Genomic DNA, 25,018 nt, shown 5'->3' with positions numbered 1-25,018 from the left:
GATCGGCGATGGACAAGCCGGCGACACCCAATTCCTTCCGCACCGGACCCGACGAACAGGGCATGTTCGGCATTTTCGGTGGTCGTTTCGTTGCCGAAACGCTGATGCCGCTGATCCTCGACCTCGAGCGGCACTGGAACGAGGTCAAGAACGATCCCGATTTCAAGGCTGAACTCACGGACCTTTCGACCCACTATGCCGGGCGACCGTCGAAGCTTTATTTCGCCGAGGGTTTGACGAAGCATCTTCGTGAGGTTTCCTCGGCGAAGGGCCTCGGGGGCGGCGCCAAGGTCTATTTCAAGCGCGAGGACCTGAACCACACCGGCTCGCACAAGATCAACAATTGCCTCGGCCAGATCCTGCTGGCCAAGCGCATGGGCAAGAAGCGCATTATCGCCGAGACGGGTGCCGGCCAACATGGCGTGGCTTCTGCCACGGTCGCGGCCCGCTTCGGCTTTCCCTGCGTCGTCTATATGGGCGCGACCGACGTCGCTCGCCAAAGCCCCAACGTCTTCCGCATGAAGCTGCTCGGCGCCGAAGTGCGGCCGGTGACCGCCGGCCACGGCACGCTGAAGGACGCCATGAACGAGGCGTTGCGCGACTGGGTGACCAATGTCGAGGACACCTATTATCTGATCGGCACCGCCGCCGGCCCGCATCCCTATCCGGAGCTGGTGCGAGACTTCCAGTCGGTGATCGGCACCGAGGCGCGCGCGCAGATCCTGGAGCAGGAAGGCCGGCTGCCGGACACCATCATCGCCTGTGTCGGCGGTGGCTCCAATGCCATTGGCCTGTTCCATCCTTTCCTCGATGACAAAGAGGTTCGTATCATCGGCATCGAGGCCGGCGGCCGCGGTCTCGACGGCATCGAGCATTGCGCCTCGATGAACGCCGGCAAGCCTGGCGTGCTGCACGGCAACCGCACCTATCTCTTGCAGAATTCCGACGGCCAGATCATGGACGGGCATTCGATCTCGGCCGGGCTGGACTACCCGGGCGTCGGCCCGGAGCATTCCTGGCTGCGCGATTCCGGCCGCGTCGAATATGTGCCGATCCTCGACGACGAGGCGCTGGAGGCCTTCAAGCTGACGACGCGCGTCGAAGGCATCATCCCGGCGCTGGAATCGGCGCACGCCATCGCGCATGCGGTGAAGATCGTTCCGGCCATGGACAAGGACCAGATCGTCATCGTCAACCTGTCCGGCCGTGGCGACAAGGACGTGCACACGGTGGCCAGCATGCTGGGCATGGAGATCTGATCATGACCACACGCATCGACCGCCGCATGGTCAAGCTGAAGACCGAGGGCCGCCCGGCACTCGTCACCTATTTCATGGGTGGCGACCCCGACTACGACACCTCGCTGTCGATCATGAAGGCACTGCCTGGAGCAGGCGCCGACGTCATCGAGCTCGGCATGCCCTTCTCCGATCCGATGGCCGATGGCCCTGCGATCCAGGCGGCGGGCTTGAGGGCGCTGAAAGGCGGCCAGACGCTGGTCAAGACGCTGAAGATGGCGTCGGAGTTCCGGACCGGAGACAATGAAACGCCGATCGTGCTGATGGGCTATTACAATCCGATCTACATCTATGGCGTCGACCGCTTCCTCAAGGATGCGATCGCCAGCGGCATCGATGGGCTGATCGTCGTCGACCTGCCGCCGGAAATGGACGAGGAACTGTGCATTCCGGCGCTCAAGGCCGGCATCAACTTCATCCGGCTGGCGACGCCGACCACCGACGACAAGCGCCTGCCCAAGGTGCTGCAGAACACGTCGGGCTTCGTCTACTATGTGTCGATGACCGGTATCACCGGTTCGGCGCTGGCCGACACCGGCAAGGTGGCGGCGGCGGTGAAGCGTATCAAGGGCCATACCGACCTGCCCGTTTGCGTCGGCTTCGGCGTCAAGACCGCAGAGCAGGCGCGGGTGATCGGCGCCAATGCCGACGGCGTCGTCGTCGGCACCGCGATCGTCAATGCGGTGGCCAATGTGCTGGGGCCGAAGGGCGAAAAGACCGCCGACCCGGCCGAAGCCGTTGCCACGCTGGTCAGCGGCCTTGCGCAAGGTGTGCGCTCGGCCCGCCTTGCTGCTGCCGAATAGTTTTCCTACCTCTCTTCCCAAATCTTCGTCAGGACAGGAGCCGAAGCGATGAACTGGATCACCAATTACGTTCGCCCGAAGATCAATTCGATGCTCGGCCGGCGCACCGACATGCCCGAGAATCTCTGGATCAAGGATCCGGAGACCGGCGAGATGGTGTTCCACAAGGACCTGGAATCCAACCAGTTCGTCATCCCGTCCTCCGGCCATCACATGAAGATCTCGGCCAAGGAGCGGCTGAAGTTCTTCTTCGACGACGGCAAGTACGAGACCCTGGACAACCCCAAGGTCATGCAGGATCCGCTGAAATTCCGCGACGAGAAACGCTATGTCGACCGGCTGAAGGACGCCAAGGCCAAGACCGGCCTCGAAGACGCGATCATCAATGCGCTGGGAACCGTCGAGGGCCTGCCGGTGGTGGTGACGGTGCAGGATTTCGCATTCATGGGCGGCTCGCTCGGCATGGCCGCGGGCGACGCCATCGTGCACGGTTTCGAAGTGGCCTTGCAGCGCAAGCGGCCGCTGATCCTGTTCGCCGCGTCCGGCGGCGCCCGCATGCAGGAAGGCATCCTATCGCTGATGCAGCTGCCGCGCACCACGGTTGGTGTCGACCGGCTGAAGGAGGCCGGCCTGCCCTACATCGTCGTTTTGACCAACCCGACCACCGGCGGCGTCACCGCTTCCTACGCCATGCTGGGCGACGTGCACATCGCCGAACCCGGCGCGCTGATCGGCTTTGCCGGGCCGCGCGTCATCGAACAGACGATCCGGGAAAAACTGCCGGACGGCTTCCAGCGCTCCGAATACCTGATGGAGCACGGCATGGTCGACATGGTGGTGTCGAGGCTTCAGATGCGCGAAACGATCGCAAGGCTGCTGAAAATGCTGCTCAAGCTGCCGGAGGAGCAAAGGCCTCTCGAACCGGAAATCCTGCCGCCGGCAACAATTCCGGCCGAGGCACGCCCACAGGCCTGACGCGACATTCTTCGCCGCGAAACGCGATTGCGCCATGTCCGTGGCGCGCTGTAGCTTTTTGATTGCCATGGCCATTTCGAAACCGATTCTGGTTCCCGGGCCATGGGCCAGGATTGCGCCATGACAACGCTTGCCGCCGACCGCGAAATCGAAGCCCTGATGGCGCTTCACCCGAAAGGCTTCGACCTTTCGCTCGACCGCATTTCGCGGCTGCTGGAGCGGCTTGACAATCCGCAGGACCGGCTGCCGCCGGTGATCCACATTGCCGGCACCAACGGCAAGGGCTCGTGCGCGGCGTTTTCGCGCGCACTGCTGGAAGCGGCGGACTACCGCGTCCATGTCCACACGTCGCCGCATCTGGTCAACTGGCACGAGCGCTACCGGCTGGCCGCCGATGGCGGCGGCAGGCTGGTCGACGACAGGGTGTTCGCCGACGCCATCGCCCGCGTCGCCAGGGCCAATGAAGGCGAGCACATCACCGTCTTCGAGATCCTCACCGCCGTCACCTTCCTGTTGTTTTCCGAACACCAGGCCGATGCCGCCATCATCGAGGTCGGGCTAGGCGGCCGTTTCGACGCCACCAACGTCATCAAGGAGCCGGCCGTATCGGTGATCATGCCGGTGTCGCTCGACCACGAGGCCTATCTTGGCGACCGCGTCGAACTGATCGCCGCCGAAAAGGCCGGCATCATCAAGCGCGGCTGCCCGGTGGTCATCGGCGCGCAGGAAAGCGAGACTGCGCTGCAGGTGCTGATCGAGACCGCCGAGCGGCTCGAGTGTCCGACCTTCGTCTACGGCCAGGATTTCCTCGCTTTCGAGGAGAACGGCCGCATGGTCTACCAGGACGAAGACGGCCTGATGGACCTGCCGCCGCCGCGGCTGCCGGGACGCCACCAGTTCGCCAATGCGGCGGCGGCGATCGCGGCGGTCAAGGCGGCCGGCTTCGAGATCAGCCATCGCGCTGCCGAGAAGGCGATGATCAATGTCGCCTGGCCCGGCCGCATGCAGAAGCTGGCGCAGGGCCGGCTGACCGAACTGGCGCCGAAGGGTGCCGACATCTGGCTCGACGGCGGCCACAATCCGGGCGCCGGCGTGGTGATTGCCGAGGCGCTGGCCGAGCAGGAAGAAAAGAACCCGCGGCCGCTCTTCCTCATCTCGGGCATGATCAACACCAAGGACCAGAGCGGCTATTTCCGCGCCTTCAAGGGCCTCGCCCGGCATGTCTACACGGTGCCAGTGAGCCTCAGCGACGCCGGCGTGCCGAACGATGAACTGGCGGTCCGCGCGACGGAAGCCGGGCTGACCGCCGAGCCGGTGAGTTCCGTCGCCAGCGCGCTGATGCTGCTGCGCGACACATGGGTCGGCCCGCCGCCGCGCATCCTGATCGGCGGTTCATTGTATCTGGCCGGCGCGGTGCTGGCCGAGAACGGCACGCCCCCGACCTGAGGCCGGCTTTCGGCGATCACCGCAAGGAGCAGTCATGATCAAGGTGAAGCAGGTCGCTCACGTCTGCATCTTTGCAAATGATCTGGAGGCGACGCGACGCTTCTATCGCGATGTCCTCGGCATGGACACCCAGTTCAATTTCCTGCGTGACGGCAAGATTTTCGGGTTCTACCTCGATTGCGGCGGTCGCAGCCACGTCGAGGTGTTCCAGAAGGACGGGGCCAGCTATAGCGACCTGAACCAGATCAACCACTTCTGCCTTGAAGTGGAAAACATCGACGCAGCGATCACCCATATCAGGTCGAAGGGCGTCGAGGTTACGGCAAAGAAGCTCGCCTGCGATGATACCTACCAGGCCTGGATTCGCGACCCCAACGACGTGAAGATCGAGCTGTTCGAGTATACCGAAAAAAGTGCGCAATTCGCCGGAGGCGATCGTATCGCCGACTGGTAATCGCGCCTGCCGCCTGACGGCTTTGGCGGGTTACTTCAACTCGATCTCGATGAAGGCGTATTCGCCGTCATTGGCGTTGATGACATCGTGTTCGACGCCCTCCTTGCGGAAATAAGGCGCGCCCTTCTTCATCTCGGCGAAGGATTCGCCGTCCTTGGTCAACAGCTTCACCTTGCCGTCCATCAGCGGCACGACGACATAGTCGTGGCCATGGCGATGCCAGCCGGTGTTGTCGCCCGGCGCGAAGCGGTACTCGGTGACGATGACACGCTCATTGTCGATGAAGACGGTGGCCTTTGCGGATCCGGTCATAGCGTTTCTCCTGCTTCTGCTGCCAACAGAAGACATCGAGTGCGCAGATGTGAGGGCCAGAGCGGCCCACCGATGACGCCAACAAAAAGCCCGGCGTGAGGCCGGGCTTGAATCAGGAATTTCAAACGGATCAGGCGAGGCTGCCATTGATCCAATGCGACAGCGCGGTCTTGGGTGCGGCGCCAACCTTCATGTCGGCCACTTCGCCGCCCTTGAAGATCATCAGCGTCGGGATCGAGCGCACGCCGAACTGCGCGGCAAGCTCGGGATTCTCATCGATGTTGAGCTTGGCGATCTTCACCTTGGCGCCAAGTTCGGTGGCAATGTCTTCGAGCGCGGGAGCGATCATCTTGCAGGGACCGCACCATTCCGCCCAGAAATCGACGACGACCGGTACGCTGGCGTTAAGCACATCGGCCTGGAAATTGCTCTTGTCGACCTTGACGGTGGTCATGCGGAAAATCCTTTCGAAAGTTTTTGTCGCACCAAATGTGGTGGTGATCGTGCCCTTCTTCAAGCAGGTGTTGTGTCACGCTCCCGTGAGTCGAGCAAGGGCGTCATCCATGGCGCCCGCCGGCAGTTCGATCAGCCGCGGCGCCTCGGTGAACAGCAAGGCGGCCTTCACCGCGCGTTCGGGATAAAGCGGCTGCAGCAGGGCGCGATAGAGCGCGAGTTGCAGGACATAGGCCGGAGGGACCTCGGCCAGAGAGGCGGGTGCCGCTCGGTTGGTCTTGTAGTCGACGATCGAGACCGCGTCCGGCGTCACTGCCAGCCGGTCGATCTTGCCGGAGATCGAGCGCTTTTTGCCCTTGACCTCCAGGCTGCCCATGATCGCGACCTCGGCACGCGACGATGGCGCAAACAGCTGACCGAAGCTCGGATCGGCAAGGATGGCGGTGACCGACGCCAGGGCCTTTTCACGCTCGCCGGCAGGCCATTGCCCTCCGGTGCGGGCGAGGTAGCGTTCCGCCGCGACCTCGCGTTCGCCCTCGGCAATGCCGGGCAACATCTGCAGCAGTTTGTGCAAAGCGAGCCCACGCAGCACGGCAAAGCCTGGCTCAGCATCGGCGTCTAGCACCGGCGAAGCCTTGTCGACCACCGCTTCCTTGCCTTCGTCGATCAGCGCCGAAGCGCCGGATGGCGACAGCGGACGCGGCAGATCCTCGAAAGGCGGCAAGGGTCGGAACAGGGTCGCCGGCAAAGGCCCGAAACTGTGCGCCTGCCGTGCCTGTTCGCTGGAGACCAAAGCCACGGGCGGCAGCTTGGTGACGTGAAAACGATGTACCGGCTCGCCGCCGGCTGGATGCGGACGCTCCTCGCTCTCAGGAGCGCCGATCAGCGCGCGGCTGACGATCGAGTGCCAAGTGCCGGTGTTCGGCGCCCGCTTGCCGTGATAGCCGCAGACGATCAGCCGGTCCTCGGCGCGGGTCATGCCGACATAGAGCAGGCGACGATATTCGTCATCGGCAAGCTCCCGAGCCCGCATCGCCGCAGCCTTGGAAAAGCCGTTGGCGACATCGCTGGCCGAACGCCAGAGATAGCCCTTGCCGTCCCAGCCCGAGCCGTCGAACGGCATCAGGCGCGGCAGATGCTGGTCGCTGAACGGCGCCGAACCACCGTCGACCAGGAACACGACCGGTGCCTCCAGGCCCTTGGCCGCATGCACGGTCATGACGCGAACCTCGTCGCGGGTCTGGTCCATCTCGCGCTTGATCTCGGGGCCGGCATTCTCCAGCGTCGACAGGAAGGCTTCCAGCCCGGGCAGGCCGGTTCGCTCCTCGGCAAGGCAGAAGCTCAGGAACTCGTCGAGGATATCGCCGGCCTCGGGTCCGAGCCGCGCGATCATTTTTCTGCGCACGCCATCGCGCGCCAGCAGGCCGGCGTAAAACTCAAACACCGGCTTGAAGGCGGCCTCACTCGTCCAGATGTCGAGCTGTGCGACGACGGCCGCCAAAGCCTCGCTGTCGCCGGCGTGGGCGCGCAGCGATGCGATCAGCGACAAACCAGGCGGCCGCTCCGCCGCGAGCGCAAAAAGCCTCTCCTCCGGCAGATCGAAGATCGGGCTGCGCAGGACGGCGGCGAGCGACAGATCGTCCTGCGGCTGGATGAGGAGATGGCCGAGCGCGATCAGGTCCTTGACCGCGATATGGCCGGGCAGGCTCAACCGGTCGGCGCCGGCGACCGGAATGTCGCGGCGTTTGAGCGCCCGGGTCAGCGCGTGGACGAAGCGGTCGCGCTTGCGCACCAGCACCAGCACGTCGCCCGGCCGCAGCCGCTTGCCGCGTCCTTCGATGATCTCGCCGGTACCAATCCAGCCGGCAATGGTGGCCGCGACGTTCTCGGCAACGCGCACCGCTGGCGCATGGGCGTGGTCGATGGCCTGCGTCCAGTCGTCGGGCTCGTCGACGACGTCGGCGCCGACCGACGGCCAGACCTCGACATAGCCTGGCGCATCGGTGCGGATCGCCTGGTGGCGCAGCGGATCGGGGTCATGGCTGATGCCGCGCCGCACGATGGGATCGGCAAAGACGCGGTCGACCGCGGTCAGAACGTCGTCAGTCGAGCGAAACGACCAGGTCAGCTTGAGGTCGGCGAAGGACGCCTCGGCGTCGCGCACGCGTCCTGCAAACAACAGCCGGCTGTCGGCGAAGGAATCCGGTGCGGCACCCTGAAAGGAATAGATCGACTGCTTCTCGTCACCGACGGCAAAGATCGTGCGATGGACCCTGTCGCGGGCGCCGAAGCCGGCGAAGAATTCTTCCGCCAGCCGTTTCACCACTTCCCATTGATCCGGGCTGGTGTCCTGCGCCTCGTCGAGCAGGATGTGGTCGATGCCCTGGTCGAGCTTGTATTGCACCCAGGGGCCGGCATCGGGCCGCGCCAGAAGATTGACCGTGCGGGTGATCAGGTCGTTGAAGTCGAGAAAGCCGCGGCTGCGCTTCAACACCTCGTAGCGGGCGATCAGCCAGTCGGCGATGGTCAGCGCGGCGCGCGTGCCTTCCAGCATCCGAAACAGCGCCAGCCTGTCGACCGTTTCGACGATGGCATTGGCCGTCGAGAGGTAGCGTTCCGCCAGATCCGGCAGCCGGTCGACCAGAGCTTTCTTGAAGGCCTTGGCCGGATCGTAAGCGTCGCCATCGGTCTTGAGAAAGGCTCTCGCAAGCAGTTGCAGACGGCGAACCGGGTCACTTTCCGCGAAAGCCTGACGCGCATAGGGCAGCATGTTGTTCACCACCGTCCTGGCATCGGCGGCATCTGCGGCCTGGGCAAAGCCGGCAAAATAGTCGGGCAGGAAGCCCGGCAACGGCCAGACCGATGCCGCTATGCCTTCGGCTGTCTGGCCGGGGCGGAAATGGAATTCATCGAACAGCGCCTGGAAACGCGTGCCGTCGCGCCCGATCGTGTCGATGAAACTGCGCAAGCCGTCGCGCTTGCGCACGATCTCGCCCAGCAACGTATCGAGCCCGGCTTCACCGCCACGATCGAGAATGGTGGCAAACGCCTCGGCCAGATCCATGTCGCCGGTGGCCGTTCCGGAAATCATGTCGCGGCGCGCGGTGGCAAATAACGATGCCTCCATCGGCGGGTCGAGCATCTCGAAATGGGCCGGGATGTTGGCCTCCAGCGGGAACTGGTGAAGCACCGATTCGCAGAAAGCGTGGATGGTCTGGATCTTCAGCCCGCCGGGTGTTTCCAGCGCCTCGGCGAACAGGCGCCGTGCCCGGCGCATGGTCTCAAGATCGGGCCGGCGGCCTTCCAGTGTTTCGATCCTTGCCGCAAGATCCGCGTCAGCGAGCGCCGTCCACTCCGACAGTGTCGAGAAGACCCGGTTCGACATGTTGGCGGCGGCGGCGCGCGTATAGGTCAGGCACAGGATCTTTGACGGATCGGTGCCGCGCAGCAGCAGCCGGATGACGCGCTGGGCCAGCACATGGGTCTTGCCGGAGCCGGCATTGGCCGACACCCAGGCGGAATTCTGGGGGTTGGCGGCGCGGGCCTGGCTGGTCGCGGTGTCGCTGGGGATGGGATAGGCCTTCTTCATGCCTCCCCTCCCTCGTCGCCGGCATCGCCGCCGGCGGACCATTCGAGCACGCGGGCAAGATGGTCGTAATCGCCATCGGTCTCGCCTTCGCGAAACGGCAGCGCGCGCGATAGATATCCGGTCGCCGGGTCGGCATAATGGATCAACAGCTTTTCCAGCCGTGCCCAGGCCTCTTCGGCGAGATCGGTGGCGGTCCGCGGCTGGCGGTTGTGTTCGAGGATCGATTCCTCGAACACCTCGCCATTCGGCTTCAGCCGCACGAAGGCCAGTTGCGAGGGTTCGCGCGCGCCCAAATCCTTGAAGGCGCCGCGCCTGAGCAGCGCGGCCTCCAGCGCCAGTTGCGGCGCGAGCAGCGTGTGCGCTTGCGCCTTGGACGGTGAGGAGCCTGTCTTGTAGTCCAATATGTCGGCCATGCCGCCGGCCAGCAGGTCGACCCGGTCGGCATAGCCGGATAATGTCACGCCGGACTGGCCGACGACGGTCTTGCCGGCGCGCTCCTCGGCATGCCGCCGCGTCACCGCGTCGGCGCGCGTGCGCTCCCACTCGATGATGTTGGCGGCGAGTTTTTCAAAACGCGGCCACCACACCGCCTCGACATCGGCCGGAAGTGCGGCTTCGGCAAAACAGGCACGGCCCGCTGCGATAAGGCCGGCCAGCGCGTCGGGCGTGCGCGGATCGGCAACGCGCGCCGAAAACAGATGCAGGATGGCGTGAAACAGCGTGCCGCGCTCGGCCGCACCGGGATCGCGGATGACCGGATCGAGCGGCATCAGGCCGAGGATTTTTCGTGCGTAGACGGCGTAGGGATCACGGCGCAGGGTTTCGATCTCGGTGACCGAGAAATGGCCTGGGCGCACCGACAAAGGCGGCTTTGGCTGCGGCCGCGGTGCGAAATCCCGCTTCGGGCCGGTATCGAGCGCGCGTGCCCAGGCGAGCAGCTCGTCGCCACGCCGGCGCAACTCAGAGGCCTGGTCGTTGCCGATGAAGGTGAGCAGGCGCTGCAGCCAGCGCGACGGCACGGCAGGCGCGTCGCCAGCACGCGCCGAGCGGGCCAGCACCACCTTCTTCGCGCCCATGGCCATCTGAAAATCATGCGCGGCAAGGCCGATGCGCCGTTCGGGCGGTTCGAGATCGATGCCGGTCTTCATCAGCCGCGACATGAAGCGGTCGCTCTCGGGCTTGCGCGGCCACACGCCCTCGTTGAGCCCGCCGATGACCAGCGTGTCGACATCCTGCAAGCGTGCTTCCAGGGCGCCCCAGATGGCGATGTTCCTGTCGGTGCCCTGTGCCGGCTTGACCGTTTCAGGCGCGATCAGCGCCGCCATCACGTCGGGCCACTCGTCTGCGGCGAAGGACAGCGGTGCAGAAGCCGCGACCAGCCCGCGCAGCAATTCGGCAAGCTTTTCGCCGGCGTCACCCGCATAGAGCGCGCCAAGGCCGCCATCGGCGGTACGGCCGAGATTTTCGAGCGCCTCGACGCTGGCCCTGACCAGCGCGGCAAGATCGGCGTCCGCCTGATCGCGAAACGCCGCGAGCGGCGCCAGCGCGTGCGCGAGACGTTCGAGCAAATTCTTCGCGCCTTCGATGGAGCGCACGGTCAGACGGGAAAACCAGAAGGGCGGCCGGCTGCCGCTGCCAAGGCCGGTGAGGCGGGTTTCGAACAGTTCCGGTAGCGAAACGATGTCGGGCCGGCCGGTGCCGCCGCGCAGCGCCACCAGTTCAACCAGCTCCGCCGCGTGGCGCACATCAGCGCGTTCGAGGCCAAGCCCAAGCAGAGGATGCTTGAGCAGCGACAGCAGGCCGACCGGATCGCCTGGCCGGAACACCGCCTCGAGCGCCAGCCCGAGCAGGCTGGCCGCCGGGTTGTTGGCGAGCGGCGTGCCACCGGAATCGTCGGCGACGACGCCGAACCGCAGGAGTTCGACCGAGACGCGCCGCGCCAGTGCGCGATCGCCGGTCACGAGAGCCGCCCTTTGGCCCCGTTCTTCGACCGCGCGCTTGAGCGCAACGGCGATGGCGACGGCTTCATCGCGTTCGCTTGCGGCTTCGAGCAGGGTCACGCCGGCGAAGGCGCCGTCAATGTCGGACGCTGAAAAGCCGTCGCGCGTCTCGGCCCACAATTCGGTGGTTTCGGCCGGCCGCAGCGCTTCGCCGACCAGGGCGGCGCGGAGCGCGAGCCGCGGCTCCGCCGCGCCGATCTCCTCGACATCGCCACGCAGCACGCCGATCTTGCCGATCAATCTGGCGAGACCGTATTGCGGGTGGCCGAGCACGGCCGGACGCGCGCCGGGCGCCGCGATTGCCTGGAACGACGCTTCGTCCAGCGTCCGGTCGAGACCGGGCAGCACGATGGCGCCGCCGGGCAGGCGCGCAATCGCGGCAAGCAGCTCGGCCGTTGCGGGTATCGAGCCGGTCGAGCCCGCGGCGATGACCGGCCCGGCAGGTGGATTGCGCTGCAGCCGCGCGGCCTCGGCGCGGATCAGCGCGCTGCGATGCGCGGCCGGGTTGGAGCGATCGCGCTCTTCAAGGAATTTCGGCCAGGCATCGGTGACGATGCCGAGAAATTCGAGCGTCACCTGCCACCATCCGGCAAGGTTGCCGGTCACCAGGTCGGTAAGCTTGGCCCAGTCCGTGCCTTCCGTCTCGATCTCGTCCATCAGCCGGGCGAGATCGCGCGCCAGCCAGATCGCGTCGGCAGTAGAGGCCGGGATGACGATCTCCTCGGCGAAGAGCGCCGCGACATGGGCCGGCAGCCGGCGCTTCCAGGCGCGCACCAGCGGCGCCAGCAGCAACAGGCGTTCGGCTGCCGCGATGGGCGGCGCGAGGTCGATTGCCGCGGACGCCTCTATCTCGAATGCGGCCTCATCCTCGTCGAACTCGCCGAGTGGCCGGATGACCGGCAGGATCGCCGATCCGCCGCTGCCGCGCGCCGCGAGGCTGTCGACGAAGACACCCCGCAAGGCGCGCGCGGCGCGGCGCGTCGGCACATAGATGGTGACATCGGCCAGAGCGAGCGGGTCGCCGTCAAACCGAAACCCCGGAACAAGACGCCCGGCAAGCAGCGCCTCGGCAAGCGTCGGCAGAAACGGCGCTCCGGAGGGAATTGAGAAAACGCGGCTTGAGCCGCTCATCGTGACTCGGCTAGCGCGTCGGCCACCGCCGCTTCTGCGAGCGCAATGGCATCGGGCGTGCCGACGGTGATCCAATGGCCATGCATCGGCATGCCGAACAGGCGGCCGGCAGCAATGGCCGTGTCGAAATAAGCGTTGAGCGAGTGCGGTTCGGCCGGCGCTTGCTCGAACAGGCGCGGATGGACGATCGCCGCCCCGGCATAGATCAGGCCGGCCGGGTCACCCTTTGAACGCCGCAAGCCGCCATCCGGCGCCACCAGGAAATCGGTGCTGCCGCAGTGTCCGGTCGCCTGATGGAGATCCGCCAGCATCAGCAGAATATCCATTTTCGCCGCGTCCCATGCAAGGGCAAGGCGGCCGAGATTGAGAGGACTTTGGTCGATCCAGAAGGTGTCGGCGTTGAGGATGAAGAAGGGCTGCTCGCCCAGTTCCGGCAACGCCTTGACGATGCCGCCTGCAGAATCGAGAAGTCGTTCGCTCTCGTCGGAAATGACGATCCGTGGCGCGCGGCGCGCCGCGACATGGGCAACGATCTGCTCGGGAAGATAATGGACGTTGACGACGGCCTTGCCGACACCGGCGGCCGCCAGGCTGTCGAGCCCCCAGTCAAGCAACGTCTTGCCGGCGATCTTGACCAGCGGCTTGGGAATGGTGTCGGTGATCGGCCGCATGCGCTTGCCAAGCCCGGCGGCAAGCACGATGGCAGTGTCCGGTCTTGCTGTCACAGTGCCCGCTCCTCCAGCAAACCGTTGGCGTTGTAGAACTCCCGCAGGCTGGCCAGCGCAGGATGAGACAGCGCCCGGCGCAGATAATCGCGAATGCGCGGCAGGTGCTTCAGATAATAGGGCTTGCCGTCACGCTTTTCGAGGCGGACGAAGATGCCGAGGATTTTGGAGTTTCGCTGCGCCGCCATGATTGCGTAGGATTCCAGGAAGCTTTCTTCGTCGAAGGCGCCGGCTGCGTAGCGCGCCGCGACATAGGCGTCGAGCGTCTCCCTCTCGATCTCGGGCGACATCGTAACACGCGCGTCCATGGCCAGCGAGGCGACGTCATAGGCGCACGGGCCGATCAGCGCGTCCTGGAAATCGACGATGCCCAGCCGATCATGCCCGGAACGGTCGCCGCGCCAGATGATGTTGGGCGAATGGAAATCACGCAGCATCAGCGTGACTTCGCGGCCTTGCAGCCGGTCGAGGAGCGCGTTCCATTCCTTGTGGTAACCGGCGCGCAAGGCATCGCTTGCCGGGCTGCCTGATATGGCCGGCACGTACCAGTCGACCAGCAGATCGGCTTCGATCATCATGGCATCGCGGTCGAAAGGCGGCACGTCATGGAAGCCGCCCCGCCCCGTTGCCAGGCGTTGCGGCCAGGTCCTGCCATGCATCATGGCCAGCAGTTCGGCCGCCGCCGCATAGCGCGCGGCCACCGGCTGGCCATCGCTCACAAGAAATCCTTCGGAACCAAGATGCTCGAGCAGAAGGAACCCCTGATCCTGGTCCTCGGCATGGATTTCCGGAACACTGACGCCACCCGCCTTCAAAGCCCGGTCGATGGCGACGAAGGCGGAGACCGACTGCGCGGTATGAGCGATCTCGGCATAGGGCCTGCCGTCGCGGACCGGCGGCCCGAGCACCAGCTGCGGCGAATTCATCAGCACACGCGGCTCCGCGCCGGCAAGCGATACGATCTCGTAGGAGCGGGCCGAGGCATCGCCGATGAAATGGCGGCGCCTTGCTTCGCCCCAGCCGGCACTTTCGAGAAAGCGGCGCATGGCCAGCGACCGCGCCGCCCGGTCGAAGGCAGCGCCCTCGCCCGACAACCGGGCCAGCCGACCCTCGCCATGCTGGACGATTTCGATCAGCACCGAGGCCTTCGGCAGATAGTCCTGCGCTCGTTCCGGCCATTCGACCAGGGCAGCCCCTTGCGCCAGGGCTTCCTCGAAACCTAGCTCATCGATCTCAGTCGCCGAGGACAGGCGGTAGAGATCGAAATGATGGACCGGGACGCGGGTGTCGTAGCTCTGCACCAGCGTGAAGGTGGGGCTCGGAACATCGAGGCCGGCATCATCGGCCAAAGTCCTGATCAACGCCCGCGCCAGCGTCGACTTGCCGGCGCCGAGATCGCCCTTGAGGGCAAGCACATCACCTGGACGCAATGACAACGCCAGATCCTCGCCCAGCAACGCTGTCTGTGTCTCGTCGGCGAGTAAACGCTCCAGCACCAACCCCGTCATCGAGCGCGCTACTCGGCCGCGGCGCGGATGCCCGGCATGTCGGGAAAGGTGCAGATGACGGTCGTGCCCTTGTCCTTGCCGGTTTCGATGCGAACGCTGCCGCCATGCAGTTCGACAAAGCTCTTGACGATCGACAGGCCGAGACCGGCGCCGCGGCGGCGGCCGCCATTGGCACGCGGCTCGAAACGGCGGAACACCGAATCGAGCAGGTCCGGCGGCATGCCGGGACCGTCGTCATGAACCGAGAATTCCACCCCGTCCGCCAGATGGCGGCAAGTGAGCCGGATGGTGCTGGCCTCCGGCGCGTAGTTGGCGGCGTTGCTGAGCAGATTGTAGAGGATCTGGCGGACGCGGATCTCGTCGCCGTGGAACGTCTTCGGCGCCGCGGCGGCGTCGACCTCGAGCCTGATCGAATGTTCTTCCAGCCGGTCGGCCACAAGTTCGGCCGCAGCCGCGATGGTGCGATCGACATGCACCTCTGAAATGTCGAGCTGCATGATGCCGGCGTCCACCGTCGCCAGGTCGAGGATGTCGTTGACGATGGTGAGCAGGACCGAGGAGGACGAGCCGACATGCTCGACATATTCGCGCTGCTTCTGCGTCAGCGGACCGGTCGCCGGCAGCGACAGAAGTTCGGTGAAGCCGATGATGTTGGTCAGCGGCGAGCGCAATTCGTAGGAGACGTGCTGGACGAATTCGTTCTTGAGCTGGTCGGATTTCTGCAGCGCCTCGTTCTTGTCCTTCAGCGCCCGTTCGACGTTGACGCTGTCGGTGACGTCGACGAAGGTCATCATCACCTGCCCGTTGGGCAACGGGATCATGGCGTAACTCAGCACATTGCCGTTGTTGAGTTCGGTCTGGCCGTGGCGGTCGCGGCGCTCGTCGTCGAACCCGGTGATGGCGGCAACGAAGCCCGGCCAAGGACTGTTCGCCGCCTGCCCATCGCAAAGGTCGCGGATCGCGGAAACGTGCACATTGGGCTTGGCCGCTTCGCCGCTCAAGCCCCAGAGCTTGGCAAAGGCAGGGTTCGACAGCCGAAGCCTGCCATCGGGGCCGAACACCGCCACGCCTTCGGCAAGATTGTCGAGCGTCTCGCCCTGCACCCGCACCGCTGTCTGGTAGCGGCTTTCGAGGTCCATCTTCTCGGTCAGGTTCTCGAACACCCAGGTCACGCCGCCCTTGGGCTGCGGGTTGGCGACGACGCGGATGGTCTTGCCGTCCGGCAGATGCCACCAGTGTTCCTGCGATTCGACGGCGCGGTAGGCGCCGAGCAGGGCTTCCTTCCAGCGGCGCCATTCCGGCTGCTCGGCGATCTTGCCCGAGCTGCGCAGCCGGTCGAGCAACAGGGCATTGTCGGGAGCGCTGTGCAGGAAGCCGCTGTCGAGGCCCCACAGCTTCTGGAAAGCCTGGTTGAAGAACCGCAACTTCTCGTCGGTGTCGAAAATGGCGACCGCCGTATTGAGCTGGTCGAGCGTGTCGGCGTGGCTCCTGACGGTCCGTTCGTATTCGCCGCGAACGGCCTCGATGGCGCTGGTGTCGCAGGCAAGGCCGGCCGAGCCGTCCGCGCCGGCGAAATCGGTGACCGCAAACACACGGCGGTCGCCTTCGATCACGGTGGAAAGCGACTGCTCGAAGACCGGATGCGTCTTGTGCTGGGCGGCAATCGCATCGCGTGCCTGGCCGCCGAGGAACTCCTTTGCCTCCCGAACCGCGGCTTCGGCATTGTCTGCTTCGACCGCATCGGCATAGGCCCGGTTGACCCACTTGAGCCGCCCATCCTCGCTGCGAAGCCATGCCGGCATGTTCAGCGCGTCGAGCAGGCCGATCATCGTGTCATGGTCGGCGGCCAGCCGCTGGTTCTCGATCTTCAGCCTGGCCTGGCTGCGCTGCGTCTCCGAGAGCGAGACGAAACGCACGAGCACATGGGCGGCGCTCTTGCGGCCATGCACTTCGAGCGGTGCGCCGGCCTGCGATTCGATGACGAGGTCGAAGTGTTTCGCCTTTTCGCGCAGTCCCGCGACGGCATGTTCGAGCGCCGCCGCAGAACGCGGCATCAGCCAGCGGCCGAAAGCGAGGAAAGCAGCCCGGTCCTCGGGAGCACCGCTCTCTACGGGCAGTGTGCCGATGAGTTCGGGCTTCTTGTTTTCAGCGGCCCAGATGACCACGCGCTGGTCGCGCAGATTGAGCAGCGCCTCCGAGCGGCGCAGGGCCGCGTTGATGTCGGCGAGGCGGCTCCTGAGTTCGACATTATCCGCCGAGGTGCGGGCTCTTTCGCGGATGAGGACGATGGCCGACAGAAGTGCCGCGCCGGTCACGCCGACAAACACCGCAAGCTGCATGACCTCGATCGCGCTGATCGACAACCCGGCCGTTGTCACGCCGGCGGCTTCGGCATGCGCAACCGCATTGGCCAAGGAGCCGGCAAACGCCGATGTGGCAAGGAACAGTGCCGCGCGGGCGCGCCATGACAGGCTTCCGCTTTGCATGGCGGAGCCAGTGATCCCCGAATCGTCTTGGCCGCCGGAAACGGCCCGTCCCGCTCCGTGCGGGTGTTGCCCCGGCATGTCTTGGTCCTCTCCGCCGCCTGAATGCAAGACCGCCCTGATGCGCGCTTCTCTTGATCCCCTCTCGGGCCGGAAGCGTCGCGAATCACCTGACAATAAACCCTCGCCGAATCGGCGTGAAGGCTGGTGGCGCGCAAAAATAAAGCCGGGCGAAAAGTCAATCGCCCGGCGTCAATATCTGGTAGCAATTTTAGCTTTGGTTAATAGCGGTAGTGTTCCGGCTTGAACGGCCCCTGCTGAGTCACGCCGATATAGGCGGCCTGCTCGCCGGACAATTCGGTCAGGCGGGCGCCAAGCTTGTCGAGATGCAGGCGCGCGACCTTTTCATCGAGATGCTTGGGCAGGACATAGACCTGGTTCTCGTACTGGCCGGGCTTGGTGTAGAGCTCGATCTGGGCCAGCACCTGGTTGGTGAACGAGGCCGACATGACGAAGCTCGGGTGACCGGTGGCGTTGCCGAGATTGAGCAGCCGGCCTTCCGACAGCAGGATCATCCGCTTGCCGTCCGGGAAGGTGATCATGTCGACCTGCGGCTTGACGTTGGTCCATTTCAGGTTGCGCAGCGCGGCCACCTGGATCTCGTTGTCGAAGTGACCGATGTTGCCGACGATCACCATGTCCTTCATCGAGCGCATGTGGTCGAGGGTGACGACATCCTTGTTGCCGGTGGTGGTGATGACGATATCGGCGGTGGGTGCCGCATCTTCCAGCGTGACGACTTCAAAACCGTCCATCGCCGCCTGCAGGGCGCAGATCGGATCGACCTCGGTGACCTTGACGCGGGCGCCGGCGCCCTTGAGCGAGGCCGACGAGCCCTTGCCGACGTCGCCATAGCCGCAGACAACCGCGACCTTGCCGGCCATCATGGTGTCGGTGCCACGACGGATGCCGTCGACCAGCGATTCCTTGCAGCCATATTTGTTGTCGAACTTCGACTTGGTGACCGAGTCGTTGACGTTGATGGCGGGGAAGGGCAGCAGGCCCTTCTTCTGCAGCTGGTAAAGCCGGTTGACGCCGGTGGTCGTCTCTTCGGTGACGCCGCGGATCGCCGCCTTCTGCTTGGTGAAGAAGCCGGGCGAAGCCTTCAGGCGCTTCTTGACCTGAGCGTAGAAATATTCCTCTTCCTCGCTCTGCGGGTTGGACAGCACGTCCTCGCCGGCCTCGGCGCGGGCGCCGATCAGGATGTACATGGTGGCGTCGCCGCCATCATCGAGGATCATGTTGGAGGTGCCGCCGTCGGCCCATTGGAAGATCTTGTCGGTGTAGTCCCAATACTCCTCAAGCGACTCGCCCTTGACGGCGAACACCGGGATACCGGATGCGGCGATGGCCGCGGCCGCATGGTCCTGGGTCGAGAAGATGTTGCAGGAAGCCCAGCGGATTTCGGCGCCGAGCGCCTTCAGCGTCTCAATCAGCACCGCCGTCTGGATGGTCATGTGCAGCGAGCCGGTGATGCGCGCGCCCTTGAGCGGCTTCTTGTCGCCGAATTCCTCGCGGCTGGCCATCAGCCCCGGCATTTCGGTTTCGGCGATCTCGATTTCCTTGCGGCCCCAGCCGGCGAGCGAGATGTCGGCGACCACATAGTCCTTGCTACCCGTCATGGCAGTGCTCCGATGCGAATTGGTTGTGCTGCGAATTGGTTGCGAATGCGCCCGCGCCGTCGGCGCGTCGAAGGGCGCGAATTGCCGGCCTGACTAGCAGATCGGGGCCGAGACGACAATGGGATATAAAGAAATCTTTATCCGTGCATGTCTCGAAGAGCTTCTTCGCTCCGCGCGAGGATCAGCTTTCCTCGCCGAAGCGGGACGCCACCAATTGCTCCAGCGCGTCGATGACCTGCAGCGCCTCCGGCCCGCTGGCAGTGACACGGATCGAGTAGCCGGGGCTTGCCGCCAGCATCATCAGGCCCATGATCGAGGTGCCGCCAACCTTGACACCGTCCTTCTCGACATGCACCGAGGCGTCGAAGCCGCTCGCCAGCTGGACGAATTTCGCTGAGGCGCGCGCGTGCAGGCCGCGCTGGTTGATGATGGGAAAGTCCCGGATGATCTGATCTTTTTCCGGGGACAGCGCGTTCATTTGCTGCTCAAAAGCTGACTGGCGACGTTGATGTATTTGCGGCCGGCGGCCTGCGCCTCGTCTAGCGCGGCCGCCATGTTGTCGCCCTTGCGGATCGAGGAGAGCTTGATCAGCATCGGCAGGTTCATGCCGGCGATCACCTCGGTGCGACCGGACTCCATCACCGAAATGGCAAGGTTGGAGGGCGTGCCGCCGAACATGTCGGTCAGCACGATGACGCCCGTTCCGGTGTCGACACGGGCCACGGCATCGACGATGTCGCGGCGACGCTGCTCCATATCGTCATCGGCGCCGATCGCCACGGTTTCGAAATTGTCTTGTGGCCCGACGACATGTTCCACGGCATGTCGAAATTCGGCGGCCAGTTGACCGTGCGTTACAAGCACGAGTCCGATCATTCTTTGGTGGCTCCCGTCATCGCCGCTTCACAGGCGCATATTATGCTCGCCAGCCATTCCAGGCGGCGGGAGCGCTATCTTGTCGACGCGCGGCCGGTTGACAAGCCCCAAATTGCGCCGGCCCATGCCATTTTGACGCATTGCAGCAAAAAATCCGGAGCGGATCATAGAAAAGGCGCGATCGACAGCCGCGCCATCACGGCGGGCAAGGCCGTGGCGGCGTTACGCTCGGCAAGGTCGATACGCGGCACCGGGCAGCCTGCGACCGGCTCGCTGATTTCCTCCTGGAAACGGGCCATCTCTGCCTTTGGCACCAGCCTCACATGGAGGTCGATCACTCCGCCCGGCTCGAACGGCAGCGGGCGCGGCATGAACCCAGGTACTTCGGCGAGACCGGCGATGGTCGCCGGCACGCGACAGACCAGCCGCCCGGCGCGGGCCGCGGCAAGCAGCCTGTCGTCGCCGATCAGCCGCGAGAACAGCCCGCGCGCGCGGCAATGGTCCAGGAGTGTCAGTGCCAGCGTCGTCTTGCCGGCGCCGGATGGCCCGGTGATAAGGACGCCGCGCTCGCCGATCAGGATCGCGGTTCCGTGAATGTTTTCAGGCTGCGCAACCGGATCAGGCACGATCTTGCCCGATCATGTTTTTGGATGGCATGATCTTGTCCGAAAACCGGTTCCCACTTTTCGGGATCATGCCTTTTGCATGAAGCATGATCCTGTCCGAAAACCGGTTTCCACTTTTCGGGATCATGCTTCGGCCGGCAGCGTCACGACAAAACGCGCGCCCTTGATTTCGCCGGGTTTGGTGCCGGGGATGTTTTCGGCGGTCAAGGTGCCGCCATGGGCCTCGACGATCTGCCTGGATATCGACAGGCCAAGGCCCGAATTCTGGCCGAACGCCTCGCCGGCCGGCCGGTCGGTGTAGAAGCGTTCGAAGATGCGGTCGATGTTGTCGGCGCGGATGCCGGGACCATTGTCGTCGACGGTGACGATGTTGAACTTGCCGGCGCGCGCCAGCGACAGGCTGATATGGCCATGGTCTTCGGGAACGAAGGAACGGGCGTTCTCGATCAGGTTGGTGATGACCTGACCGATGCGCAGATCATGGCCGACGACCACATAGCCTTTGACGCCCTGCGGCAGCTTGGCGACCTTGAATTCGATCTCGACCGCCTTCTTGTTGCGCGTGGCTTCACGCGAAACGGCGACGAGATCGGTGATGAATTTCTTCAGGTCGACCGTGCCTGCATCTTCACGCGCCAGCTCGGCATCAAGACGGGAGGCGTCGGAAATGTCGGTGATGAGCCGGTCCAGTCGCCTGACATCGTGCTGGATGATGTCCATCAGCCGGCCGCGCGAATTGTCGTTCTTGGCCAGCGGCAAGGTTTCCACCGCGCTGCGCAGCGACGTCAGCGGGTTCTTCAATTCGTGCGACACGTCAGCCGCAAAGCTTTCGATCGCCTCGATGCGGGCGTAGAGCGCGTTGGTCATGTCGCGTATGGCGATCGACAGATTGCCGATCTCATCCTGGCGGTCGGAAAAGTCCGGGATTTCCTCGCGGCTCTTGACGCCGCGCCGCACCCGCACGGCAGCCGCCGACAGCCGGCGCAGCGGATTGGCGATGGTGGAGGCGAGCAGCATCGACAGGATGGCGGTGACAAGGGCCGCGATGCCGAACACGCGCAGGATCGCCTTGCGCTCGGCGGCGACGATCTTGTCGATGTCGCCGCCTTCGGTCGACAGCATCAACACGCCGAGAACGGCGCGGAAGCGCTGGATCGGCACCGCCACCGAGACGATCTGCTCGCCCTGTTCCGAGATGCGCACGATGGTCGACGGGCTGCCGGTGAGCGCCTTGACCACTTCCGGGAAGGCGGCGCCATTGCCACCCGGCTGCTCGTGATAGACCGGCAGCTCGGTGTTGCGGAAGAAATCGAAGACAAACTTCTGGATGCGCTCGACCAGATCGGGCTCTTCCTCGTCGACCGGCGGCAGGTCGTAGCGCAGGATCTGGCCGCGCGAATAGAGATGGCGCGAATCGAGCAGCAGATTGGCGTCGCGGTCATAGATGCGGGCGCGCGTCCGGGTCGGCGAGATCAGCCTTCGCAGCACCGGCGCGACGCGCTCCGGATTGATCGGGAAGTCGAGATTGTCGAGCTGGTCCGAGCCCGGCCCGAGGCTTTCGCCGGCCTGCAGCTCGAGCAGCTTTTCCGGGTCGATGCTGATCGAATCCGTCTCGACCGTCGCCGACGCGGCGATGGCGCCGGCGATGATCTCCCCCTGGGTCATCAGGCTTTCGACGCGGGCGTCGATCAGCCCGTCACGGAAGGTGTTGAGATAGAGGATGCCGGTCACCAGGACGGCCAAGCCGGCGAGGTTGAGGAAGAGGATACGCCGCGTCAGGCTGGAAAAGATATGATGGCCGAGGAAGCGGCGCATCGGCACCGTGATTTTCGACACGAATGACGGCATGATGCGCGACGGCCGCCTGGAGGCGCCCGCCGGTCTGCTTCGCTGTGCTTCCACTGCCATCGAATAGCAGCTCCCGCCTAGTCTTTGCTTTGATGCATGTCGTTGTCCCAAAACCGGGACCACTTTTGGGCGACATGCATCAACTTACGCTTCGCGGAACCGGTATCCGACTCCGTAAAGGGTTTCGATCATCTCGAAGTCGTCGTCGACGGCCTTGAACTTCTTGCGCAGCCGCTTGATGTGGCTGTCGATGGTTCGGTCGTCGACATAGACCTGTTCATCATAAGCCGAATCCATCAGCGCATCACGGCTTTTTACGACACCGGGACGCTGCGCCAGCGAATGCAGGATCAGGAATTCGGTGACGGTCAGCGTCACCGGCTCGCCTTTCCAGGTGCAGGTGTGGCGCTCCTGGTCCATGACAAGCTGGCCGCGTTCGAGCGAGCGGGCCTGCTGGCTGGGCGTCTTTGCCGAAGCCTCGCGGGCACTGGCGCGGCGCAGCACGGCGCGCACCCGCTCGACCAGCAGACGCTGCGAGAACGGTTTGCGGATGAAATCGTCGGCGCCCATCTTGAGGCCGAACAATTCGTCGATCTCGTCGTCCTTGGAGGTCAGGAAGATCACCGGAAGGTCGGATTTCTGACGCATCCGGCGCAGCAGTTCCATGCCATCCATGCGCGGCATCTTGATGTCGAGGATGGCAAGATTCGGCGGGCGTGCCGCCAACCCTTCCAGCGCAGACGCACCATCCGTGTAGGTCTCGACCCGATACCCTTCGGATTCGAGGGCGATCGACACCGATGTCAGAATGTTGCGGTCGTCATCGACAAGCGCGATTGTTGCCATTTCAAGCGGCTCCCTCATGAGCTGTCCCTTCTTTTGTAGAGAAGGGGCTTTTGCAGGACAAATTAGGTACAAAATGTGGCATAGGCCTTGTCCGCTGTCACGCGCGGCATGCCGGCGGCCACAATCCTACCTCGATATGGATTGGACGAACGAACACCGCCAATCCTTTGGGCAACCGCCAAACTTTTTGCACATATAAACGATTTAAACAACTTTCAAAATATTTAAATCGATTAATGATTTGATATCATTTGGCTTTTCTGGTTCTGACGATCTCAGCCTGCGTCGTGGGCCTGCCGGAAAATACGCCGGCAAAGATGCGGAAAACGAAGAGGGACACTTGATGTCGGAAGTCGGCAAACGCAATTCTGCCTGCGCGATCGATCATATCGGCCTGAAAACCACCGGCGTGGTGCGCTATAATTTCGGTGCAGCGGCCCTTTACGAGGAATCGATCCGGCGCGGCGAGGCCCGGCTCACCGCACATGGCGCACTGGTCGCCGAGACCGGCCAGCACACCGGCCGCTCGCCCAAGGACAAATTCGTCGTGCGCGACGGCGCCACCGAGCCGCATGTCTGGTGGGACAACAACAAGGCGATCTCACAGGCCCAGTTCGACCTGCTGCTTGCCGATTTCCGCGATCACGCCGCGGCCAGGGATCTTTACGTGCAGGATCTGGTCGGCGGCGCTGACGAAGGGCTGAAGCTGCCGACCAGGGTGGTTACCGAACTCGCCTGGCACTCGCTGTTCATCCGCAATCTGCTCATCCGCCCGGATGCTGCCGAGCTCGAGCATTTCGTGCCTGAGATGACGATCATCGACCTGCCGTCGTTCCGCGCCGATCCCGCCCGTCACGGCAGCCGCACCGAAACGGTGATCGCTGTCGACCTGACGCACAAGATCGTGCTGATCGGCGGCACCTCCTATGCCGGCGAGATGAAGAAGTCGGTGTTCACCATGCTCAACTATCTGCTGCCGGCGAAGGGCGTGATGCCGATGCATTGCTCGGCCAATGAGGGTGAGAGCGGCGACGCCGCCATCTTCTTCGGCCTATCAGGCACCGGCAAGACGACGCTCTCGGCCGATCCGTCGCGCACGCTGATCGGCGACGATGAGCATGGCTGGGGACCGCACGGCATCTTCAATTTCGAAGGCGGCTGCTACGCCAAGACGATCAAGCTGTCGGCGGAAGCCGAACCGGAAATCTTCGCCACCACGCAGCGCTTCGGCACGGTGCTGGAGAATGTCGTGCTGGACGCGAACCGCGTGCCGGATTTCAACGACGGAAGGCTCACAGAGAACACGCGCTGCGCCTACCCGCTGGATTTCATCCCCAATGCCAGCAAGACGGGACGCGCCAGTCATCCGAAGAACATCATCATGCTGACCGCCGATGCCTTCGGCGTGATGCCGCCGATCGCCCGGATGACCCCGGCACAGGCGATGTATCATTTCCTGTCCGGCTACACGGCCAAGGTGGCCGGAACCGAAAAGGGCGTGACCGAACCCGAAGCGACGTTTTCGACCTGCTTCGGCGCGCCGTTCATGCCGCGCCATCCCTCGGAATACGGCAATTTGCTGCGCGAGTTGATTGCCCGCCATGACGCCGATTGCTGGCTGGTCAACACCGGCTGGACCGGCGGCGCCTACGGCACCGGCAAGCGGATGCCGATCAAGGCAACGCGAGCATTGCTTGCGGCAGCACTCGACGGCTCGCTGAAGGCGGCCGAGTTCCGCACCGACCCTCATTTCGGTTTCGTGGTGCCGATGGCTGTCCCGGGCGTCGACAGCGCCATTCTCGATCCGCGGTCGACCTGGGCGGACAAGGCCGGTTATGACCGGCAGGCGGCAAGGCTGGTCGGCATGTTCATCGACAATTTCGAGAAGTTCGAAAGCCATGTCGACGCCGTGGTGCTGGGTGCCGCCCCCCACATGCAGGAAGCGGCGGAGTAATCAGTCAGC

Annotated in this window: 19 protein-coding genes; 6 read left to right on the top strand and 13 right to left on the bottom strand. The window is 64.4% G+C overall.

The window, feature by feature from the left end; genetic code table 11:
* Window positions 1-8: 8 nt before the first annotated feature.
* From trpB to ACFFNA_RS12885, 5 genes are all read left to right on the top strand, one after another.
* Complete coding sequence (trpB, locus tag ACFFNA_RS12905; protein ID WP_378918688.1) at window positions 9-1,259, top strand: tryptophan synthase subunit beta; 1,251 nt, start codon at window positions 9-11, stop codon at window positions 1,257-1,259.
* A gap of 2 nt (window positions 1,260-1,261) precedes the next feature.
* Window positions 1,262-2,101 carry a tryptophan synthase subunit alpha gene (gene trpA / locus ACFFNA_RS12900; protein WP_378918686.1) on the top strand — a complete coding sequence of 280 codons (840 nt, stop codon included), beginning with the start codon at window positions 1,262-1,264 and terminating at the stop codon, window positions 2,099-2,101.
* 48 nt (window positions 2,102-2,149) lie between these two features.
* Entirely contained in the window at window positions 2,150-3,076 is a 927-nt protein-coding gene (gene accD / locus ACFFNA_RS12895) for an acetyl-CoA carboxylase, carboxyltransferase subunit beta (protein ID WP_111545048.1), read from the top strand.
* Window positions 3,077-3,196: 120 nt separating this feature from the next.
* Window positions 3,197-4,522, top strand: a complete 1,326-nt coding sequence (locus ACFFNA_RS12890) for a bifunctional folylpolyglutamate synthase/dihydrofolate synthase (protein ID WP_378918683.1) — start codon at window positions 3,197-3,199, stop codon at window positions 4,520-4,522.
* A gap of 34 nt (window positions 4,523-4,556) precedes the next feature.
* On the top strand, window positions 4,557-4,976 hold the full coding sequence (locus ACFFNA_RS12885; RefSeq protein WP_378918681.1) for a VOC family protein: 420 nt from the start codon (window positions 4,557-4,559) through the stop codon (window positions 4,974-4,976).
* A 30-nt stretch (window positions 4,977-5,006) separates the two neighbouring features.
* Here ACFFNA_RS12885 and ACFFNA_RS12880 read toward each other — a convergent pair whose 3' ends face one another.
* The 13 genes from ACFFNA_RS12880 to ACFFNA_RS12820 all read right to left on the bottom strand — a co-directional run bounded on the left by ACFFNA_RS12880 (window position 5,007) and on the right by ACFFNA_RS12820 (window position 23,055).
* Window positions 5,007-5,288 carry a cupin domain-containing protein gene (locus tag ACFFNA_RS12880; protein WP_378918679.1) on the bottom strand — a complete coding sequence of 94 codons (282 nt, stop codon included), beginning with the start codon at window positions 5,286-5,288 and terminating at the stop codon, window positions 5,007-5,009.
* A 130-nt stretch (window positions 5,289-5,418) separates the two neighbouring features.
* On the bottom strand, window positions 5,419-5,742 hold the full coding sequence (gene trxA, locus ACFFNA_RS12875; RefSeq protein WP_111545430.1) for a thioredoxin: 324 nt from the start codon (window positions 5,740-5,742) through the stop codon (window positions 5,419-5,421).
* 75 nt (window positions 5,743-5,817) lie between these two features.
* Window positions 5,818-9,330: a double-strand break repair helicase AddA gene (addA, locus tag ACFFNA_RS12870; RefSeq protein ID WP_378918677.1), complete on the bottom strand. Its 3,513-nt coding sequence runs from the start codon at window positions 9,328-9,330 to the stop codon at window positions 5,818-5,820.
* Entirely contained in the window at window positions 9,327-12,461 is a 3,135-nt protein-coding gene (gene addB / locus ACFFNA_RS12865; protein WP_378918675.1) for a double-strand break repair protein AddB, read from the bottom strand. The genes addA and addB overlap by 4 nt, the downstream gene beginning before the upstream one ends.
* A complete protein-coding gene (locus tag ACFFNA_RS12860) occupies window positions 12,458-13,186 on the bottom strand; it encodes a nucleotidyltransferase family protein (RefSeq protein ID WP_378918673.1) in 729 nt (242 codons plus the stop codon). The genes addB and ACFFNA_RS12860 overlap by 4 nt, the downstream gene beginning before the upstream one ends.
* Window positions 13,183-14,694: a tRNA (adenosine(37)-N6)-threonylcarbamoyltransferase complex ATPase subunit type 1 TsaE gene (gene tsaE / locus ACFFNA_RS12855; protein WP_378918671.1), complete on the bottom strand. Its 1,512-nt coding sequence runs from the start codon at window positions 14,692-14,694 to the stop codon at window positions 13,183-13,185. Before tsaE ends, ACFFNA_RS12860 begins: the two co-directional genes overlap by 4 nt.
* Window positions 14,695-14,702: 8 nt before the next feature.
* Entirely contained in the window at window positions 14,703-17,258 is a 2,556-nt protein-coding gene (locus tag ACFFNA_RS12850; RefSeq protein ID WP_378918669.1) for a sensor histidine kinase, read from the bottom strand.
* Between the two features lie 200 nt (window positions 17,259-17,458).
* The gene (ahcY, locus tag ACFFNA_RS12845) at window positions 17,459-18,859 is read right to left on the bottom strand and encodes an adenosylhomocysteinase (RefSeq protein WP_111545056.1); all 1,401 of its coding nucleotides are present in this window, start codon (window positions 18,857-18,859) and stop codon (window positions 17,459-17,461) included.
* Between the two features lie 181 nt (window positions 18,860-19,040).
* Entirely contained in the window at window positions 19,041-19,337 is a 297-nt protein-coding gene (locus tag ACFFNA_RS12840; RefSeq protein WP_111545057.1) for an HPr family phosphocarrier protein, read from the bottom strand.
* Window positions 19,334-19,735 (bottom strand): PTS sugar transporter subunit IIA, encoded by a 402-nt coding sequence (locus ACFFNA_RS12835; protein WP_056589309.1) that lies wholly within the window; start codon window positions 19,733-19,735, stop codon window positions 19,334-19,336. The genes ACFFNA_RS12840 and ACFFNA_RS12835 overlap by 4 nt, the downstream gene beginning before the upstream one ends.
* Window positions 19,736-19,899: 164 nt before the next feature.
* Window positions 19,900-20,361 (bottom strand): HPr kinase/phosphorylase, encoded by a 462-nt coding sequence (locus ACFFNA_RS12830; RefSeq protein WP_111545059.1) that lies wholly within the window; start codon window positions 20,359-20,361, stop codon window positions 19,900-19,902.
* Between the two features lie 123 nt (window positions 20,362-20,484).
* A complete protein-coding gene (locus ACFFNA_RS12825) occupies window positions 20,485-22,269 on the bottom strand; it encodes a sensor histidine kinase (protein WP_111545060.1) in 1,785 nt (594 codons plus the stop codon).
* An 84-nt stretch (window positions 22,270-22,353) separates the two neighbouring features.
* Complete coding sequence (locus ACFFNA_RS12820) at window positions 22,354-23,055, bottom strand: response regulator transcription factor (protein ID WP_065011523.1); 702 nt, start codon at window positions 23,053-23,055, stop codon at window positions 22,354-22,356.
* A gap of 343 nt (window positions 23,056-23,398) precedes the next feature.
* On the opposite strand from ACFFNA_RS12820, the gene ACFFNA_RS12815 reads away from it, so the two are divergent.
* Window positions 23,399-25,009, top strand: a complete 1,611-nt coding sequence (locus ACFFNA_RS12815; RefSeq protein WP_111545432.1) for a phosphoenolpyruvate carboxykinase — start codon at window positions 23,399-23,401, stop codon at window positions 25,007-25,009.
* The last annotated feature ends 9 nt before the right edge of the window (window positions 25,010-25,018 follow it).

Origin of the sequence: Mesorhizobium kowhaii (genome assembly GCF_042431665.1) — a bacterium.
Taxonomy (GTDB): Bacteria; Pseudomonadota; Alphaproteobacteria; order Rhizobiales; family Rhizobiaceae; genus Mesorhizobium; species Mesorhizobium kowhaii.
This window is presented reverse-complemented; position numbering and strand designations above follow the sequence as displayed.